Raw genomic sequence first — 16,236 nt, forward strand, 5'->3', positions numbered from 1 at the left:
ACCAGATGCGAGGACTGCAGAACAGTGGCGACTAAACCGGTGATCAGACGTTTATTCCTTGTAGCTTTGATGTCATTGGCCACAGGGCTCGCCGGATGTGTCACCACTACTGACAGTCGGTTCTCCCGGGAAGCCGATCGCCAGGAAGCTGTTGATAACTACGTGCAGTTGGCCACCGCTTATATTGGCCAGGGGAACATTGACCGTGCCCGGCACCACCTCGATCGGGCCCTCAAGCTGGAACCGGGATCCCCCGCGGCACTGGCTGCGATGGGCCTGATTTACAATACCGAAGGTGAAGCGGAGCTCGCCGAATCCAGTTTCCGCAAGGCAATCAGTGCCGATGGAAGCTATACCCGGGCGAGGGTGTACTATGGCGCCTTCCTGTATGGTCAGGGTCGATTCGCGGATGCCCGTGATCAGTTCCGGGCAGCCTCAAGGGATACCGAGTACCAGGATCGTGGCTCGGTATTTTTCAATCTTGGCATGGCCCAGGAGCGTCTCGAAGAGACGGATAATGCCGTCACGTCCTACCGCCGCGCCATTGAGCTGTCCCGGGGAGATGCCCGGCCGCTGCTTGCCTTGTCGCGGGTACTGGTGGAGCAGGGCGAGTATGAGGCGGCCTCGCGTTATTACAGCCGACTTTCCACAGCCATCGCCCGGAATCCGCGCATGACGCATTCCGCGGAAAGTCTGTACACGGGCATTCGTATCGCCCGCTATTTCAATGACAGGGACCAGGAGGCGAGCCTGGCGATGTTGCTGAAGAATGAATACCCGGAGTCAGTGGAATACCAACAATATAAGGTACTGATTTCTAATGGCCAGTGATGAAAATCCCCAACCAGTGGTAGGTGATCCTGTCGGGCAGCAGCTCAAGCGCGCCCGGGAAAAAATTGGGCTTGGTGTCGACGACATAGCCCGCGCGCAACATCTGAGGCCCGCGATTATTCAGGCCATCGAGAACAGTGAGCATACCCGGATTGACAGCGAGCTGTTCCTTAAAGGCTATGTCCGGGCGTACGCAAGCCAGGTGGGGCTTGACCCCGAGAGCCTGATCAACGATCTCGATCGCGAACTGGAACCGCTTCGAATCGAGCGGGAAAAGCAGCATGAGGCCAATCCGCTGGTGGACATCGAGCGCCGTCGGCGCCAGAAACGCCGCATTGCCAAGATGCTGCTCCTGATCGTGGCTATTGCTCTGGCGGGCTTTCTCGCTTACCGCTTCATCCTGCAGAATGACGTTGCGTCAACCAGCACTGAGGCTCCGGACCAAGCGTCGGAAATTCAGCCTGAATCGGATGTGGCAGAGGCTGATTCTCCGTCCGGATCGGATACTCAGGTGACCGAGGATGTTGTCGAACCTGGTGCGGTTGAAGAGCCACTGGCTGCTCCCGAGATCGGGAGCGTTTCCGGCGACACCGTAGGCGGAGAGCCTCCCGAACTCGTGGCCGGGGAAGCTACCGTTCAGGAACCGGCTCAGGAACCGGCTGTCGAACAGCCGGTTCCCGTTGTTGAAGAGCCGGAACCACTGGTAGAGAATCCTGAAGAGCCGGTAGCAGTTGCGAATACAGCCCGGCTCCAGATGACCTTCACCGCGGATTGTTGGGTGCAGGTGAGTGATGCGGACGGCAACCGCCTGGTCGCATCCCTGCAACGTCAGGGTGACAGAATAGATGTGTCAGGCGACGCGCCGCTCCGGGTTGTTATCGGAGCCGTGGACGCGGTAGGTTCCGTCCGTTTCCAGGGAGAGCCGGTCGACCTTGGTGACTTCCGGGTTGCCAACAACCGAACCGAATTCACACTGTCCCTCTGACAGGTACAGTCGATCTTTTTATTGGTCAGTCAGACATGAAACACGAATCCCCGATCAAGAGACGTAAATCCCGCCAGATCATGGTTGGAAATGTACCGGTGGGTGGTGATGCGCCGATCGCGGTACAAAGCATGACCAACACCAACACATGCGATGTGGACGCCACCGTGGCACAGATCCGCGCCCTGGAAGAGGCCGGTGCCGATATCGTCCGGGTCTCGGTGCCCTCCATGGATGCAGCCGAGGCTTTTGGCAAGATCCGTGATCAGGTTTCGGTTCCCCTGGTGTCCGACATCCACTTTGATTACAAGATCGCGTTGCGCGTTGCCGAGTTGGGTGTGGACTGCTTGCGCATCAATCCGGGCAACATCGGTCGCGACGATCGCGTGAACGCGGTGATCAGTGCCGCCAGGGACCGGAACATTCCGATCCGGATCGGCGTCAACGCCGGTTCTCTGGAAAAGAGCCTTCAGCGCAAATACGGTGAGCCTACCGCCGATGCGCTGGTTGAATCCGCCATGCGCCATATCGACATCCTGGATCGTCATGATTTCCAGGATTTCAAGGTCAGTCTCAAGGCCTCCGAAGTGTTCATGACCGTCGATGCCTACCGGAAGATCGCCAGCCAGATCGAGCAGCCGTTGCACCTTGGTATCACTGAAGCCGGTGGTTTCCGTTCTGGCACGGTGAAGTCGTCCATCGGCCTGGGCATGCTGTTGATGGACGGTATCGGCGACACCATCCGGGTGTCCCTGGCAGCCGACCCGGTCCAGGAGATCAAGGTTGGTTTCGATATTCTCAAGAGCCTTCGCCTGCGCAGCCGCGGCATCAATTTCATTGCCTGCCCGAGCTGCTCCCGTCAGAACTTTGATGTGATCCAGACCATGAACGATCTGGAGGCCCGGCTGGAGGACGTCAACACCTCCCTGGACGTTGCCATTATCGGTTGTATCGTCAACGGTCCGGGGGAAGCCAAGGAAGCCGACATCGGCCTCACCGGTGGCAGTCCCAGGAATCTGTTCTATATGGGCGGCAAGCCGAACCAGAAACTGGATAACGCCACCCTGACCGATGACCTGGAACGTTTGATCCGGGAAGAAGTGGCACGCAGGAAAGAGCAGGAAGAGGCCATCATCGCACGGTCAGACGACTGACCAGTCTCTCGTTCACCAGTTAACCATCAGAAACAGTTAAGGGTTTCACTTGGCTAAAATTCAGGCAATTCGCGGGATGAACGATATCCTGCCGGAACAGACGCCGGTATGGCAGTTTGTGGAAGCGGCCGTGCGGAAGGTTCTCCGTCAGTATGGCTACCAGGAAATCCGGATGCCAATTGTCGAGCAGACGGATCTGTTCAAGCGCTCCATCGGTGAAGTCACCGACATTGTCGAGAAAGAGATGTATACCTTCGAGGACCGGAATGGCGACAGCCTGACTCTGCGGCCCGAGGGCACTGCCGGTTGTGTGCGCGCTGCGGAGGAGCACGGTCTGCTGTTCAACCAGACCCGTCGCCTGTGGTATACGGGCCCGATGTTCCGGCACGAACGGCCCCAGAAAGGTCGCTACCGCCAGTTCCATCAGATCGGGGTAGAGTGCTTCGGCATGAGCGGCCCGGACATCGATGCCGAATTGCTGATTCTGACCGCGCGCCTGTGGCAGGCATTGGGACTCTCCGGCCATACCCGGCTGGAAATCAATTCCATCGGCACCTCCGAATCCCGGAAGACCTACCGCTCCGCGCTGGTGGACTACCTGAGCCAGTACAAGTCGGAACTGGATGCAGACAGCCAGCGCCGGATGGACACCAATCCACTGCGCATCCTGGACAGCAAGGATACCGGTACCCGCAAGATTCTCGAGAATGCCCCGCGCCTGGACGATTATCTGGACGATGAATCCCGGGCCCATTTCGAGCGTCTGCGTGAGTTGCTGGATGCGGCAGGTATTGAGTATACGGTTAATCCGGCACTGGTACGGGGGCTCGACTATTACGGCAAGACCGTTTTCGAGTGGATCACCGACAGTCTCGGAGCCCAGGGTACTGTCTGCGCCGGTGGCCGCTACGACGGGCTGGTGGAACAGTTGGGCGGCAAGCCCACATTTGCCGTCGGCTTCGCCATGGGGATAGAGCGCCTCATCCTGTTGCTGGAGACCCTGGACCTGATCCCGGATCATGTGAACAGCAACGCCGACGTCTACGTGACCGCCATGGGTGAAGGGGCCGTGGCCCCGGCCCTGGCACTGGCGGAGCAGCTTCGCAACGAACTCCCGGACTGTGTGGTGGTGACCCATTGTGGCGGCGGCAGTTTCAAGAGCCAGATGAAGAAAGCGGACAAGAGCGGGGCCCGATATGCCGTTATTCTTGGCGAGAATGAAGTGGCCGGAGGTACGGCCGGCCTGAAACCGCTGCGGTCTGACGAGTCGCAAAGGGAAGTTCCCCAGGCGGAGCTGGCTCAGGCATTGGCGGACGTACTTTCAAACTGAATCCAACGTTATAAAAGCAATAATTTCCAACAGGAGTCATCATGGCTGAACTGCGCACCGAAGAAGAACAGGTCCAGGCGATCAAGGATTGGTGGAAGAGAAACGGCAGCTCCCTGCTGATTGGTATCGGTGCCGCACTTGCCATCGTGTTTGGCTGGCAAGCCTGGCAGAACCATCAGGCACAGCAGCGGACGGAAGCGGCAAACCAGTTTGCCAACCTGCTGAACGCATTCAGCAATCAGGCGGACGAGACCTCCGGTGAAACGGTGGCCTTTGTCGCGGAAAAGCTGCGGGAAGACTATACCGACAGCGCTTACGCCGTCTACGGCAACCTGATCCTTGCCAGGCAACAGCTGATGGAGCAGGGCGATGCCGAAGGGGCTGTCGAGTCGCTCAAGTGGGCTCTGGAAAAGGCCAGGGATCACGCCGCCCTGACGCTGGTTGTGCAGAATCGCCTGGCCCGTGCCCAGTTCGCTGCCGGCCAGCTTGAAGAGGCACTGGCCACGATCGACGGCGTCAGCAATGCCGGAACCTTTGCGCCCATCCTTTCGGAACTGAAGGGTGACATCCTGCTTGCCCAGGGGGACCGGGAAGCGGCCAAAGAAGCCTATCTGGCCGCCCGCGAACAGAGCTCCCAGGGCCGTAGCGGCATTCTTGAACTGAAGCTGTCTGACCTGGGTGTCAGGGAGGATGCCTGATGCCGGGCCTTCGTTTCAGCAGCCCGAAACCGCTCCTGTTGGCAGGACTGTTTGCCTTGGCGGGACTCAGCGGATGCAGCACCACAGACACCTTTGAACAGCCCGCACCGGTTCCGGAGATTGATCCGACTGTGAAATTCAAGCAGGTCTGGAGCATGTCCGTGGGTGACGGTCACGATGGCGACTTCCTGTACCTGGCACCGCTGAATGCCGGCGATACCCTGTACGCAGCATCCGCAGATGGAGAGCTGGTTGCGGTGGCCCCGGAAAACGGCGAGGTGTTCTGGGAGCGGGAACTCAAGGACCGGATCTTCGCGGGCATCGGTGGCGATGCCAACCAGTTGTACCTGGTGACCAGGGAAGCCGATTTGCTCGCGCTCTCCCGTGACGGGGGCGAAGAGCAATGGCGGGCACCACTCCCGACGGAAGTCCTGGCAGCGCCCCAATCGAACGGATCTATCGTGGTCACCCAGACTACCGACGGGCGTGTGCTGGCGTTTGACGCTGATGACGGAACCAGGCTCTGGCAGTACGAGGGTCAGGTTCCCGTGCTTTCGATGCGGGCCGCGGCAGCTCCGTTGGTGGGCGGCGATATCGTTATTGCCTCCTTTGCCAACGGCAAGTTGATTGCGCTGTCCGGCGATTCCGGGCGTCCCCTCTGGCAGTATGAGGTTGGCCAGCCCCAGGGGCGCACCGAACTTGAGCGTCTGGTGGATATCGGCGGCCAGCCGCTGGTGCTGGATTCCGCCCTGATGGTGGTGGGTTACCAGGGCAAGCTTGCGCTCCTGGATATCCGGACCGGCCAGGAAATCTGGAGCAAGAAGGCATCCAGCCTTTACTCACCGATGATTGGCAATGGCTCGATTTATCTTGCTTCGGCCAACGGGGACATTGTCGCCCTGCGGGGTTCCGATCGCCGGGAATTATGGGTGCAGGACCGCCTGTCCTGGCGCCAGCTGACCCAGCCGATGGTATCGGGAGATTACCTGGTGGTGGGTGACTATGAGGGTTACCTCCATGCCATATCCCAGGAAGACGGCAGCCTGCAGGGCCAGCTTGAGTTCGACGATGAGGGTATCCGCGTACCGGCACAACGCCTGAGCAATGGTAATCTGCTCGTTTTTGGAAACAGCGGCCGCCTGGTGAATTTCGAACTCAGGCCAGTAGAGTAACGCACCATTATGACCCCAGTAATCGCCCTTGTCGGCCGGCCGAACGTCGGCAAGTCGACCCTGTTTAATCAGATGACCCGTTCCAGGGACGCCCTCGTGGCGGATTTCCCCGGGCTCACCCGTGACCGTAAGTACGGTGAGGGCAACTACGAGGGCCAGCGGTTTATCGTGATCGATACCGGTGGTCTGACTGGCGATGAGGTTGGCCTTGATGCCGAAATGGCTCGCCAGTCCATGCAGGCGGTCGAGGAAGCGGACATCGTGTTGTTTCTGGTGGATGGCCGTGCCGGCCTGACCGCCGGGGACGAGATGATTGCCGATCACCTGCGCCGGAGCGGCAAACAGGCGCACCTGGTGGTGAACAAGACCGACGGCCAGGATCCGGATGTCGCGGCTGCGGATTTCTATGGCCTGGGCTTTGAATCCGTGTACCTGATTGCCGCGTCCCATAACCGGGGCATCCGGTCCATGCTGGACGAGTTGCTGCCGCGCCCCGAAGATGCCGAAGAGGAAGACCGGGCTGATAAATACCCGGGAATCCGGATCGGAGTGGTTGGCCGCCCGAACGTGGGTAAGTCCACCCTGGTGAATCGGATGCTCGGCGAGGATCGCGTGGTGGTGTACGACATGCCCGGAACCACGCGGGACAGTGTCTACATTCCCTACGAGCGCCAGGGCAGTCAATACACATTGATCGACACCGCCGGTGTGCGCCGCCGCAAGAATGTTCGCGAAGTGGTGGAGAAATTTTCCATCATCAAGACCCTGCAGGCCATCGATGATGCCCATGTGGTGATTCTGGTGATCGACGCCCGGGAAGGGTTGGTGGACCAGGACCTGCACCTGATCGGTTTCGTCCTGGACGCTGGTCGTTCACTGGTGATTGCCGTGAACAAGTGGGACGGCATGGATCCGGACGATCGGGCCAGGGTCAAGGAGCAGGTGCAGCGGCGTCTGGATTTCCTGGATTATGCGGACAAGCATTACATTTCCGCACTGCACGGTTCCGGTGTGGGGGTCATGTATGAATCCGTGGAAGCCTGCTACGAATCGGCGATGGCCAAGTGGCCGACCAACCGCCTGACGGCGATCCTGCAGGATGCGGTCGCCCAGCATCAGCCGCCGATGGTCCATGGGCGCCGAATCAAGCTCAGGTACGCCCACCAGGGTGGGTCAAATCCCCCGGTTATCGTGGTCCACGGCAATCAGACCGAGGCCTTGCCCGGTGCCTACAAACGGTACCTGGAGAACACCTTCCGCCGGGTGTTGCAGGTGACAGGTTCCCCGATCCGTTTCGAGTTCCGCTCCAGCGAAAACCCGTTCGCCGGCAAGGTGGACCGCCTGACGCCGCGCCAGAAGGTCAAGAAGGACAATGACCTGAAGAAGGGGCGCCGCGTTCGTAAAACCCGCCAGAAAAGCCTCAAGCGCTAACCGGGCAGGCTCACGCCAGCCCGGCATCCTCCACCTGTTTTGCCTGTACCGCCGTAAGGGCGATGGTGAAGACAATGTCTTCCACCAGAGCCCCACGGGAAAGGTCATTCACGGGCTTTCGCAGGCCCTGCAGCATTGGGCCGATACTGACCACGTTGGCACTGCGTTGAACAGCCTTGTAGGTCGTGTTGCCGGTATTGAGGTCAGGGAATACAAACACGGTGGCCCGGCCGGCCACCTTGCTACCCGGTGCCTTGCTGCGCCCGACGCTCTCGATGGCAGCGGCATCGTATTGTAAGGGGCCGTCGATAAGCAGGTCCGGTCTCCGCTCACGGGCGATCCGGGTGGCTTCGCGGACCTTGTCCACGTCCTGACCGCTGCCGGATTCACCGGTGCTGTAACTGATCATTGCCACCACCGGCTCGATGCCGAATGCCTCAGCCGATTGCGCACTCTGAATGGCGATATCCGCGAGTTCTTCGGCGTTCGGGTCCGGATTGATAGCGCAGTCTCCGTAGACCACAACCTGTTCTGGCAGCAGCATGAAGAACACCGAGGAAACCACGCGGGCCTGATCGTGGGTCTTGATCAGTTGCAGGGCAGGGCGAACGGTATTGGCGGTCGTATGGACGGCGCCCGAGACCAGGCCGTCGGCCTCATTCAGGGCAACCATCATGGTGCCCAGCACTACGTTGTCTTCCAGCATGGCCTCGGCCATCTGCGGGGTCAGACCTTTGTGTTTGCGGAGACTGACCATGGCGGCCACGTAACGGCTGCGCACGGCAGCAGGCTCAATGACCTCGATGTCATCCGGAAGGGTCAGTCCCAGGGTCGCGACTACGCTGTCGATCTCTTTCCTGTCACCGATCAGCACGCAGCGGGCGAGCTGCCGCTCATGGCAGGTGATCGCGGCCTGTATCGTTCTGCGTTCGGTGCCCTCGGGCAGGACAATGCGTTTGTTGGCGGCCCGGGCCCGTTCGGACAGCTGGTACCGGAACGCCGGCGGAGACAGCCGGCTCTGGCGCTCCACTCGCAGGTGCTCACGCAGCCACTCCGCATCGATTCGGGGGGCAACCGCATCCATGGCCTGTTCGATTCGCTCCGGATCGTCCAGCGGAATGGCGGTCGACAGGTTGGCAAGCATGTGGGCACTTTCATAGGTGTTGGTGTCGGAGCCCAGTACCGGCAACCCGGTATCCAGGGCCCGCCGGCACAGATCGATGACGGACTGTGCCGGCATCAGGCCTCCGGTCAACATCAGTCCGGCCAACGGCACCCCGTTGAGCGCTGCCAGAGCGGTCGTGACAATGATGTCCTCACGGTCACCGGGGGTCACCATCAGAGTGCCGGGTTTGAGGGTATCGGTCATGTTTCTGATGGTTCGGGCGCACACCGATACAGTTTTCACCCGCCGCTTCTCCATGTGACCGGCGTTGAGTACTTCAACACCCAGCTCCCGAACGATGTCGGAAACTCTTGGGGCCAGTAACTCCGGTTGCCAGGGCACTTCAGCGAGTAAACGAAGCTGGCCTTTGCTGAATACCTGGCATTCTTTCTGGTAGTCGATTGCCGCTGCCGGCTCTTTGTCCCGGTGCAGCGTCAGGCCGGATTGTTCAGGTTCTCCCACCTTGTTGAGAATCACGGCAATGACATCGGGATCGTTGGGGTCGGCATAGAGCCGGCGGGAAAAGTCCAGTTCCTCATCCAGCTCCTCCGGGCTGCAGCTTTTCGGGGTACTGACCAGGATAACTTCGGAGCCCAGGTTTCTTGCTACCTCGACGTTCAGGCGGGCAATGTAGGCTTCGCTCCGGTCGGGCACCAGGCCCTCGATCACCACCACATCAACCTTGCTTGCCACCTTGTGGAATTCGCCAACCACATTCTCCATCAGCAGATCGGACTGGTGCCGGTTGAGCAGCTGCTGGGCTTTCTTCAGCGGAATGGGTTCCGGTGTATCCAGGTGGCTGCGGTCACGGACGAAAGCAACTGAGGAATCCTGGCCGGCGTTATGCCGGGCTTCGGCCTCGTGTACCGACTGGCTGAAAGGCTTATAAAAGCCGACGCTGACGCCCACGCGCTCAAGCGCCCGGAGCAGACCCAGGCAGACCGAGGTGAGGCCGGCGTCCATGGAGGTAGGGGCGATAAAAAGACTTTTGGCCATAGCGATTATCCTGGTGTTTCGGATCCGTTTGAGGCGATGGCAAGACGAGCGGCTTCCCGGGCAATCACCCGTTCTTCATTGGTGGGAATCACCAGCACCGGGAACTTCGATTCCGCGCTCTCGATATGGCCGTCACTGTATTCACCGCTACAGCGGTTCAGCTGGTCATCAATGTCGAAGCCAAGGAGCTGCAGGTTATCCAGGGTTTGCTCCCGAACCCGAGCGCTGTTTTCACCAATGCCGCCGGTGAATACCAGGGCATCCAGATGGCGCAGGGAAGCCATCATTGCACCAATGTACCGGGCCAGCCTGAAACAGAACACTTCGATCGCGATCAGTGATGGCTCATGGCCGTGTTCGGCCAGGTCACACAGTTTCCGCATATCATTGGTCTGGCCGGACAGTCCAAGCAGCCCGCTTTCATGGTTCAGCACGTGGTGCAGCTGGTCCTGGGCGACCCCCTTTGATTTCAGATAGTCAAACAGGCCGGGGTCTATATCGCCACTGCGGCTGCCCATGACCAGACCTTCCAGTGGGGTAAGTCCCATGCTGGTGTCGGCACTGAGGCCGTCACGAATGGCGGTAATGCTGCAGCCGTTGCCAAGGTGGGCCGAAATGATGGAAGTGGTGGCCGGGGTCTTGCCCAGCCGTCTGGCCGCTTCTGTCAGCATGAAGCTGTGACTGATGCCGTGAAAGCCATAGCGACGCACTCCCCAGTCCCGATAATAGGAGTGGGGCACCGCGTAGAGGTAGGCTTTTGGCGGCAACGTCTGGTGGTACGCCGTATCGAACACGGCAACGTTCGGAACGTTCGGGTAAAGACTCAGGGTACTGTCGATCCCCGAGAGGTTAACCGGGTTGTGCAGGGGCGCCAGGCTGGCGCACTCGTTAATGGCCTGGCGGACCTCATTGTCTATCAGCACGGCTTCCCGGAAATTCTCACCACCGTGGACTACCCGGTGCCCGATGGCGGTGGGTGTGCCCGCCAGCAGGCCGGAGTCTGACAGGGCCCGGGTCATAGCCTCCAGGGCTTGCCGATGGGTCGCCCCGGCCGGTAACCGAATGTCGCCTTCGATTCCGTCGATCCATGCCACTGCATCGTCGTGGTTCAGGCGTTCCCCCAGCCCGGTGGCGGTACATTTCAGGCTGTTCCCGTCAAACAGGGCGAGCTTGAGTGTGGAGCTGCCGCAATTGACCACCAGTATTGTGTTGTCCATAAACCGTTTCCCGTAGTTTCAGACCGGTATCCGGTGATTCTCTCGTAGCCAGGCCTCAAACTCCCTGGCCGGTTGGGGCCGGCTGTAAAAATAGCCCTGGGAATAGTCGCAGTGTTCCTGCCTGAGGAACGTGGCCTGGCCTTCTTCCTCCACGCCCTCTGCAATCACCTTGAGACCCAGGCTGTGGGCCATGTTGATAATGGCCCGGACAAGGGAGGCATCCTCCGGTTCCTTGATGACATCGTTGACGAAGGACTTGTCGATCTTGAGCACGTCAAAAGGATAGCTTTTCAGGTAGCTCAGCGCAGAATATCCGGTTCCGAAATCATCGACAGACAGCCGCACTCCCGCCTGATCCAGTTGATACAGGATGGTTGCCGTTTCAATGGAATTGTCCAGAAGCAGTCTTTCGGTAATCTCGAGTTCGAGCAGTTCGGGTTTCAGGCCGCTGCTGCGGAGGGCACCCATTACCGTCTCCAGAAAGCCGGGATCACGGAACTGGCGTGGAGATACGTTCACGGAAATGCCGATGTCCTTTCCGGCCGTTTTGTGCCAGCCGACAGCGGTCCGGCAGGCCTCCTGCAGAACCCACTCGCCCACGGGCGTGATCAACCCGGTTTCCTCGGCAAGCGGAATGAATCGGTCGGGCATAACCAATCCGAGAGTCGGGTTGTTCCAGCGCAAAAGGGCTTCCGCTGCCTGCGGCTCACCGCTATCGGTCTGCACTATCGGCTGGTAGTGCAATTCGAACTCATTAAATTCCAGGGCCCGGCGCATCAGCGATTCCATCTGGAGCCGCTCGTGGGACACTTCGCTCATTTCCGGCGAGAAGTGGGCGTAGGCGCTCTTGCCATTATGCTTGGCTTCGTACATGGCGGCATCGGCGTGCTGGAGCAGGGTGCCGCTGTTGTCCGAATCCGAGGGGAATATGGCGATGCCGATACTGGTTGTTACGAACACTTCCTGAGCGTTCAGGGTAAACGGCGGCGAAAAGGTCTTCAGAATCCGCTCCGCGACCTGGGAACAGGCGTCCGGGCCGGGCAGCCCCGGCAGAACAACCAGGAATTCATCACCCCCGAGGCGGGCGACCGTGCTGGTGCCCCGGAGGCAGCTCGAGATTCGTCGGGCGGCTTCGATCAGGAGATTGTCGCCGGCATCGTGGCCGAGGGTATCGTTGATGTGTTTGAAGTTGTCCAGATCGAGGAACATGACGCCCACCAGGGTATTCTCGCGGCGGGCCTGGGCCAGGGCAAGTTTGAGGCGGTCCAGTGCGAGCATCCGGTTGGGCAGGCCGGTGAGGATGTCGTAGTTGGCCTGGCGAAGCAGTTGCTGCTCATAGCGTTTACGAATGCTGACATCCTCGCCGAGGATCAGGTAGCCGGTGATCTCGGCGTCATTGTCCTTTATCGGCGTGACCACCAGCTGTTCCCAGAAGCGGTCGCCGCTCTTGCGTATGCTGTTGACCTCACCCTGCCAGACGCCAACCCGCTGTACCTGTAACCGGATGGATTGCCACAGGTGCTGGCGCTCACGGTTCTGGGCGCCCTCGTTTCCCAGCTCCGCAGGGTGCTTGCCAAGGATGGAGTTACGGTCAAATCCGGTCAGTTGAGTGAACTTCTGGTTGACGTACTCAATGTGCCACTGGCGGTCACAGATCAGAACCGAGGACGGGCTCTGCTCGATGGCCTTGGAGAACTTCCGGATCTCGGCGGCATCCCGTTTCTGTCTCGCAATATCGGTGTTGAGGCGCTCACGCATCTGATTGATGGCATCCACCACCTGTCCGAGCTCGTCCCTCTGGTTGGCCGGTGAATCCGGGCGATCCAGATTCAGGGGTTGGGACAGGTTGGAAAGTGAAAAGTCCCGGGCATAGGCGGCCATATCCGAGAGATGTCGGGTCACCAGATGCCGGAAGATCCAGAGGATGAGAACGGAGACAAAGAAGGTTTTCAGGAATTGGGTGGTCAGAATCACGCCAATCTTCTGTTTCATTTCGCGGTATACACGGTCCAGATTGGCGGTGATGGTCAGTTCACCGAGTTTGAAATTCCGGTCGCCATCGTGCACCAGCGTGAAGCTGTGGGTTTTGGTCTCCGCCCCCCTTGGAACACTGCCCATCACCAGTTCGGAGTCGGGTTCGATCCGCAGCCTGAGGTGGGCAATGTCGGGTAGGCTGAGGATGCCCTCCATCTGGGTTTGCAGGAGTTTCTGGTCCAGAGCCCAGAGACTCCTGGCCAGACTTGAGGCATAGCCGGATTCAATGACCTTCAGGCGCTGGTCGATCAGGCCAACATCCTTACGATAGTCCGTATAGAGTTGAATGCCTGAAGCGATCACTGTGAAGACGGAACTGAACAGCAGAATCCACGCCAGCAGCTTCAGGGACAGGGGCGAGCTTGTGCGTAATCGCTGGAAATGTTTCGAAAAATTCGGCATGTCGTGAGTACAGCCACCCTGAAGGGATAGGAAACCGTAGCCTTCGCCACAACCCCGAATATAGCAGTTGTCTTTGGCAAATTCCCTGCAAATGCAGGAAAACTGGAGAGAATTGTGTGATTGATTAGTGTTTTTGCGTATCTGTGCGCGAAAGGCTGGTTTGACCTGGGTCAATACCGTGCATTCAGGGCCGGCGTAACCTGAGCTTAATCAAGTTTGATAAGTGAAGGAGAGCAGCTATGTATATGGACGCCGTGGTAATCGCAGGAATTGTAACTGTACTGCTGATGGTGGGCTTTTTCGTGGGCGTGGGCGTCTTCGTGATGAAAGATCAGAAGCAGCATGGACACCAGGATAAAAAGCATCAGGGCAAGCATGGCGGAAAGCCGGTCTGACGGATTCAGGTGCCATTCAGCAGGGAAGCTGAACCCTTACTCAAGCAGGAAAAAATTGGCGTCCCCTAGGGGGTTCGAACCCCTGTTGCCGCCGTGAAAGGGCGGAGTCCTAGGCCACTAGACGAAGGGGACGCAACGTTTTCAAAAGCTTGCCTCGTCGAGGTGGCGCGTATATTAAGTAAGCCCCGGGGCGGTGTCAACGCTTTTTACCAAAAAAATTTCGGGCGCCTGAGGGGCGCCCGAAATCTGTCGCTACTAGTGCCTGCCGACGGCATCCCTCAGGGCAGGTTCCAGCTCATCGAATTGGAAGGTAAAGCCCTCGGCCATCAGTTTGGCTGGTCTGGCATTCTGCCCGGTCAATAGTAGCCGGGACATTTCGCCCAGGGCTATCTTCAGGACCGGTGCCGGCGCCGGGAAAGGGGTGGGACGATGGAGCACCCTGCCCAGAGTCCTGGTGAATTCGGCATTGGTAGCCGGATTTGGGCTGACGACATTGTACGGGCCCCGGGCGGATTCAGTGTCGACCATCCAGATCAAGGCGTTGACAACATCGGTGCGGTGCACCCAGGGCATATACTGCTGGCCGCTTCCCAGTCTGCCACCCAGTCCGAGCTTGAAGGGCGGCAGCATTCTGTCCAGGAAACCTCCGCCGGGCCCGGCGACAACGCCGGTCCGCGACAGACAGATGCGGGTGTCACCGCTGTCCAGTGCCATGGCTGCGTTTTCCCAGTCCCTGCAGAGCTGGTGGGTGAATTCGTCGTTGGGAGTGGTGTCTTCGGTCACAGGTGCGGCCCCCTGGTCTCCGTAAAAGCCGACAGCAGAACCGGATACCATCACTTGCGGTGACCTTTCCCAGGTTCTGATGACATCGACAAGCTCTTCGGTCAGCCGGATCCGGCTATCCCTGAGTGCCTGTTTGCGGCTGGCGGACCAGCGCTTGTCTGCAATGCCTTCCCCGGCCAGGTTTATCACCGCATCGAAGCCCTGACCGGAACGCAGTGATTTCAGGCTGTTGACTGTCTCGACCCGACCGCATATCGCCTTGACGCTCTCCGCCGGTTGTCGACTGAACACGGAGAGCTGGTCACCCCGCTCGAGTAACCGAGGGCAGAGCTCCTTGCCGATAAAGCCGGTGCCGCCGGTAATGAGAATCCGTTTTGCCATACCCTTGCCTCCTTACCTGTGCATCCTTCAATGCCCCCTATTCAGGGCGCCGAACTCCTCGCCTGGTCCAGTTGCAGGGCTACGACGTCCTTGATGGCCTGGCCAAGCAGCGGATTTTCGCCAATGGGTGGCGCAAGATGGATTTTTACGTCATGGTCTTTTTCGAGGTCCGCGATCATTGCCGGGACGTCCTTTCTCAGGTGTCGGCCAGCAGCCAGGAACAATGGAACGACCGTATACTCGGTAATGTTCTCGGTGAGTCCTTCAGCAATGGTCTCCTCCAGGGAGGGTGACGCCAGTTCCATATAGGCAATTCGTGAGCCTGCAACGGCCTGAAGGGTCGGTGCGGCGAGCTGTTCAAAGGTTTCACACCAGCGCTTGTCGCTGCTGCCATGGGCCAAAAGAACAATGCGATGGCTGCTAGTCATTCATACTCCTGGGTAATCAGTTAGGGGAACCCCGTCGTAATCCTGCACAATTGTGCGCCTCATAAGAGGCTCCTTAAAGATATCAGGGCGTGGATTAATGTTCGATTGGAAAGAGATTCTGGATTTCTGGTTCGGGGAGCTTGACGATCAGGGGCTACCGGACCGTTTTCATCGCAACCGCTGGTTCCGGTCGGACCGGAAGTTTGATCAGGAAGTGCGTCGGCGGTTTCTCTCCATGGTGCTTTTTGCTTCCGAACAGGGTCTGGACCACTGGCGAACCGAGCCGGGTGGGGTCCTGGCCGAAATTATCCTGTTGGACCAGTTCTCCCGAAACATTTTCCGGGGTGGGGCGCTCGCATTCGAGCAGGACGTCCTGGCACGGAAACTCTGCCGACAGGCGATGCACAAGGGACAGGACATGGAACTCGTGCCGGTACAGCGCGCTTTTCTCTATATGCCACTGCAGCACTCCGAGCGTCTGGAAGACCAGAACCTCTCGGTGGAGTGTTACGGTCAGCTCGCGGCGACCACCCGCGGCATTCTTGGCGATTTCATGGCGAGCTTCCTGGAATCGGCGGAAGAGCACCGGGCCATTATCCGGGAGTTCCGGCGGTTTCCCCACAGGAACCGGGCGCTCGGGAGAACCTCGACTCCCGAAGAGAAAGAGTATCTCGAAGGAGGGAAGTCTTTCGGGCAGTAACTTTCCGATTGCGTTCTGCCGGCATTTGTTACCGTTTTGTATAAAAAGTGTACGATTAGACCGGCATCTCATTTGGTCCTGATAGAATGAGCCAGAATTCAGGTAATCCGGCCAGCACATCAGCCGGATTTGCC

14 protein-coding genes and 1 tRNA gene are annotated in these 16,236 nt (G+C 59.1%); 9 read left to right on the forward strand and 6 right to left on the reverse strand.

Annotated features, from left to right (window positions below):
• Window positions 1-69: 69 nt before the first annotated feature.
• The 7 genes from pilW to der are packed head-to-tail and all read left to right on the forward strand — an operon-like array spanning window position 70 to window position 7,601.
• Complete coding sequence (gene pilW, locus ACQUTG_RS06255) at window positions 70-831, forward strand: type IV pilus biogenesis/stability protein PilW (RefSeq protein WP_428918585.1); 762 nt, start codon at window positions 70-72, stop codon at window positions 829-831.
• Window positions 821-1,816, forward strand: coding sequence for a RodZ domain-containing protein (locus ACQUTG_RS06260; RefSeq protein WP_428918586.1), 996 nt, complete (start codon window positions 821-823; stop codon window positions 1,814-1,816). The genes pilW and ACQUTG_RS06260 overlap by 11 nt, the downstream gene beginning before the upstream one ends.
• A 35-nt stretch (window positions 1,817-1,851) precedes the next feature.
• Entirely contained in the window at window positions 1,852-2,970 is a 1,119-nt protein-coding gene (ispG, locus tag ACQUTG_RS06265; protein ID WP_428918587.1) for a flavodoxin-dependent (E)-4-hydroxy-3-methylbut-2-enyl-diphosphate synthase, read from the forward strand.
• A gap of 49 nt (window positions 2,971-3,019) precedes the next feature.
• Window positions 3,020-4,300, forward strand: a complete 1,281-nt coding sequence (gene hisS / locus ACQUTG_RS06270; protein WP_428918588.1) for a histidine--tRNA ligase — start codon at window positions 3,020-3,022, stop codon at window positions 4,298-4,300.
• Between the two features lie 41 nt (window positions 4,301-4,341).
• Entirely contained in the window at window positions 4,342-4,998 is a 657-nt protein-coding gene (locus tag ACQUTG_RS06275) for a YfgM family protein (protein ID WP_428918589.1), read from the forward strand.
• Window positions 4,998-6,170, forward strand: coding sequence for an outer membrane protein assembly factor BamB (gene bamB, locus ACQUTG_RS06280; protein WP_428918590.1), 1,173 nt, complete (start codon window positions 4,998-5,000; stop codon window positions 6,168-6,170). The genes ACQUTG_RS06275 and bamB overlap by 1 nt, the downstream gene beginning before the upstream one ends.
• Window positions 6,171-6,179: 9 nt before the next feature.
• Entirely contained in the window at window positions 6,180-7,601 is a 1,422-nt protein-coding gene (gene der / locus ACQUTG_RS06285) for a ribosome biogenesis GTPase Der (protein WP_428918591.1), read from the forward strand.
• Window positions 7,602-7,611: 10 nt separating this feature from the next.
• Here der and pta read toward each other — a convergent pair whose 3' ends face one another.
• From pta to ACQUTG_RS06300, 3 genes are read right to left on the reverse strand one after another with little or no spacing between them, the layout of a single operon-like run.
• Window positions 7,612-9,762, reverse strand: coding sequence for a phosphate acetyltransferase (pta, locus tag ACQUTG_RS06290; protein WP_428918592.1), 2,151 nt, complete (start codon window positions 9,760-9,762; stop codon window positions 7,612-7,614).
• A gap of 5 nt (window positions 9,763-9,767) precedes the next feature.
• Window positions 9,768-10,979 carry an acetate/propionate family kinase gene (locus ACQUTG_RS06295; protein ID WP_428918593.1) on the reverse strand — a complete coding sequence of 404 codons (1,212 nt, stop codon included), beginning with the start codon at window positions 10,977-10,979 and terminating at the stop codon, window positions 9,768-9,770.
• An 18-nt stretch (window positions 10,980-10,997) separates the two neighbouring features.
• Window positions 10,998-13,415, reverse strand: a complete 2,418-nt coding sequence (locus ACQUTG_RS06300; protein ID WP_428918594.1) for an EAL domain-containing protein — start codon at window positions 13,413-13,415, stop codon at window positions 10,998-11,000.
• Window positions 13,416-13,654: 239 nt separating this feature from the next.
• Here ACQUTG_RS06300 and ccoM point away from each other — a divergent pair, with 239 nt between their 5' ends.
• Window positions 13,655-13,810, forward strand: coding sequence for a cytochrome c oxidase subunit CcoM (gene ccoM, locus ACQUTG_RS06305; protein WP_428918595.1), 156 nt, complete (start codon window positions 13,655-13,657; stop codon window positions 13,808-13,810).
• A gap of 56 nt (window positions 13,811-13,866) precedes the next feature.
• Here ccoM and ACQUTG_RS06310 read toward each other — a convergent pair.
• The 3 genes from ACQUTG_RS06310 to ACQUTG_RS06320 form a co-directional block, all read right to left on the reverse strand.
• Window positions 13,867-13,942, reverse strand: a tRNA-Glu gene (locus tag ACQUTG_RS06310).
• A gap of 123 nt (window positions 13,943-14,065) precedes the next feature.
• On the reverse strand, window positions 14,066-14,974 hold the full coding sequence (locus ACQUTG_RS06315; RefSeq protein ID WP_428918596.1) for a TIGR01777 family oxidoreductase: 909 nt from the start codon (window positions 14,972-14,974) through the stop codon (window positions 14,066-14,068).
• 41 nt (window positions 14,975-15,015) lie between these two features.
• Window positions 15,016-15,402 (reverse strand): sirohydrochlorin chelatase, encoded by a 387-nt coding sequence (locus tag ACQUTG_RS06320; RefSeq protein ID WP_428918597.1) that lies wholly within the window; start codon window positions 15,400-15,402, stop codon window positions 15,016-15,018.
• Between the two features lie 97 nt (window positions 15,403-15,499).
• On the opposite strand from ACQUTG_RS06320, the gene ACQUTG_RS06325 reads away from it, so the two are divergent.
• A complete protein-coding gene (locus ACQUTG_RS06325; RefSeq protein WP_428918598.1) occupies window positions 15,500-16,102 on the forward strand; it encodes a DUF924 family protein in 603 nt (200 codons plus the stop codon).
• Window positions 16,103-16,236: the final 134 nt, after the last annotated feature.

This window comes from Marinobacter sp. DUT-1 (assembly GCF_050379415.1).
In the GTDB taxonomy this organism is placed as follows: Bacteria; Pseudomonadota; Gammaproteobacteria; order Pseudomonadales; family Oleiphilaceae; genus Marinobacter.

What these genes read in the sequence shown, in the direction of transcription:
- pilW (WP_428918585.1), top strand. Translation starts at nt 70, where the DNA reads ATGTCATTGGCCACAGGGCTCGCCGGATGTGTCACCACTACTGACAGT.
- ACQUTG_RS06260 (WP_428918586.1), top strand. Translation starts at nt 821, where the DNA reads ATGGCCAGTGATGAAAATCCCCAACCAGTGGTAGGTGATCCTGTCGGG.
- ispG (WP_428918587.1), top strand. Translation starts at nt 1,852, where the DNA reads ATGAAACACGAATCCCCGATCAAGAGACGTAAATCCCGCCAGATCATG.
- ACQUTG_RS06275 (WP_428918589.1), top strand. Translation starts at nt 4,342, where the DNA reads ATGGCTGAACTGCGCACCGAAGAAGAACAGGTCCAGGCGATCAAGGAT.
- bamB (WP_428918590.1), top strand. Translation starts at nt 4,998, where the DNA reads ATGCCGGGCCTTCGTTTCAGCAGCCCGAAACCGCTCCTGTTGGCAGGA.
- der (WP_428918591.1), top strand. Translation starts at nt 6,180, where the DNA reads ATGACCCCAGTAATCGCCCTTGTCGGCCGGCCGAACGTCGGCAAGTCG.
- pta (WP_428918592.1), bottom strand. Translation starts at nt 9,762, where the DNA reads ATGGCCAAAAGTCTTTTTATCGCCCCTACCTCCATGGACGCCGGCCTC.
- ACQUTG_RS06295 (WP_428918593.1), bottom strand. Translation starts at nt 10,979, where the DNA reads ATGGACAACACAATACTGGTGGTCAATTGCGGCAGCTCCACACTCAAG.
- ACQUTG_RS06300 (WP_428918594.1), bottom strand. Translation starts at nt 13,415, where the DNA reads ATGCCGAATTTTTCGAAACATTTCCAGCGATTACGCACAAGCTCGCCC.
- ccoM (WP_428918595.1), top strand. Translation starts at nt 13,655, where the DNA reads ATGTATATGGACGCCGTGGTAATCGCAGGAATTGTAACTGTACTGCTG.
- ACQUTG_RS06315 (WP_428918596.1), bottom strand. Translation starts at nt 14,974, where the DNA reads ATGGCAAAACGGATTCTCATTACCGGCGGCACCGGCTTTATCGGCAAG.
- ACQUTG_RS06320 (WP_428918597.1), bottom strand. Translation starts at nt 15,402, where the DNA reads ATGACTAGCAGCCATCGCATTGTTCTTTTGGCCCATGGCAGCAGCGAC.
- ACQUTG_RS06325 (WP_428918598.1), top strand. Translation starts at nt 15,500, where the DNA reads ATGTTCGATTGGAAAGAGATTCTGGATTTCTGGTTCGGGGAGCTTGAC.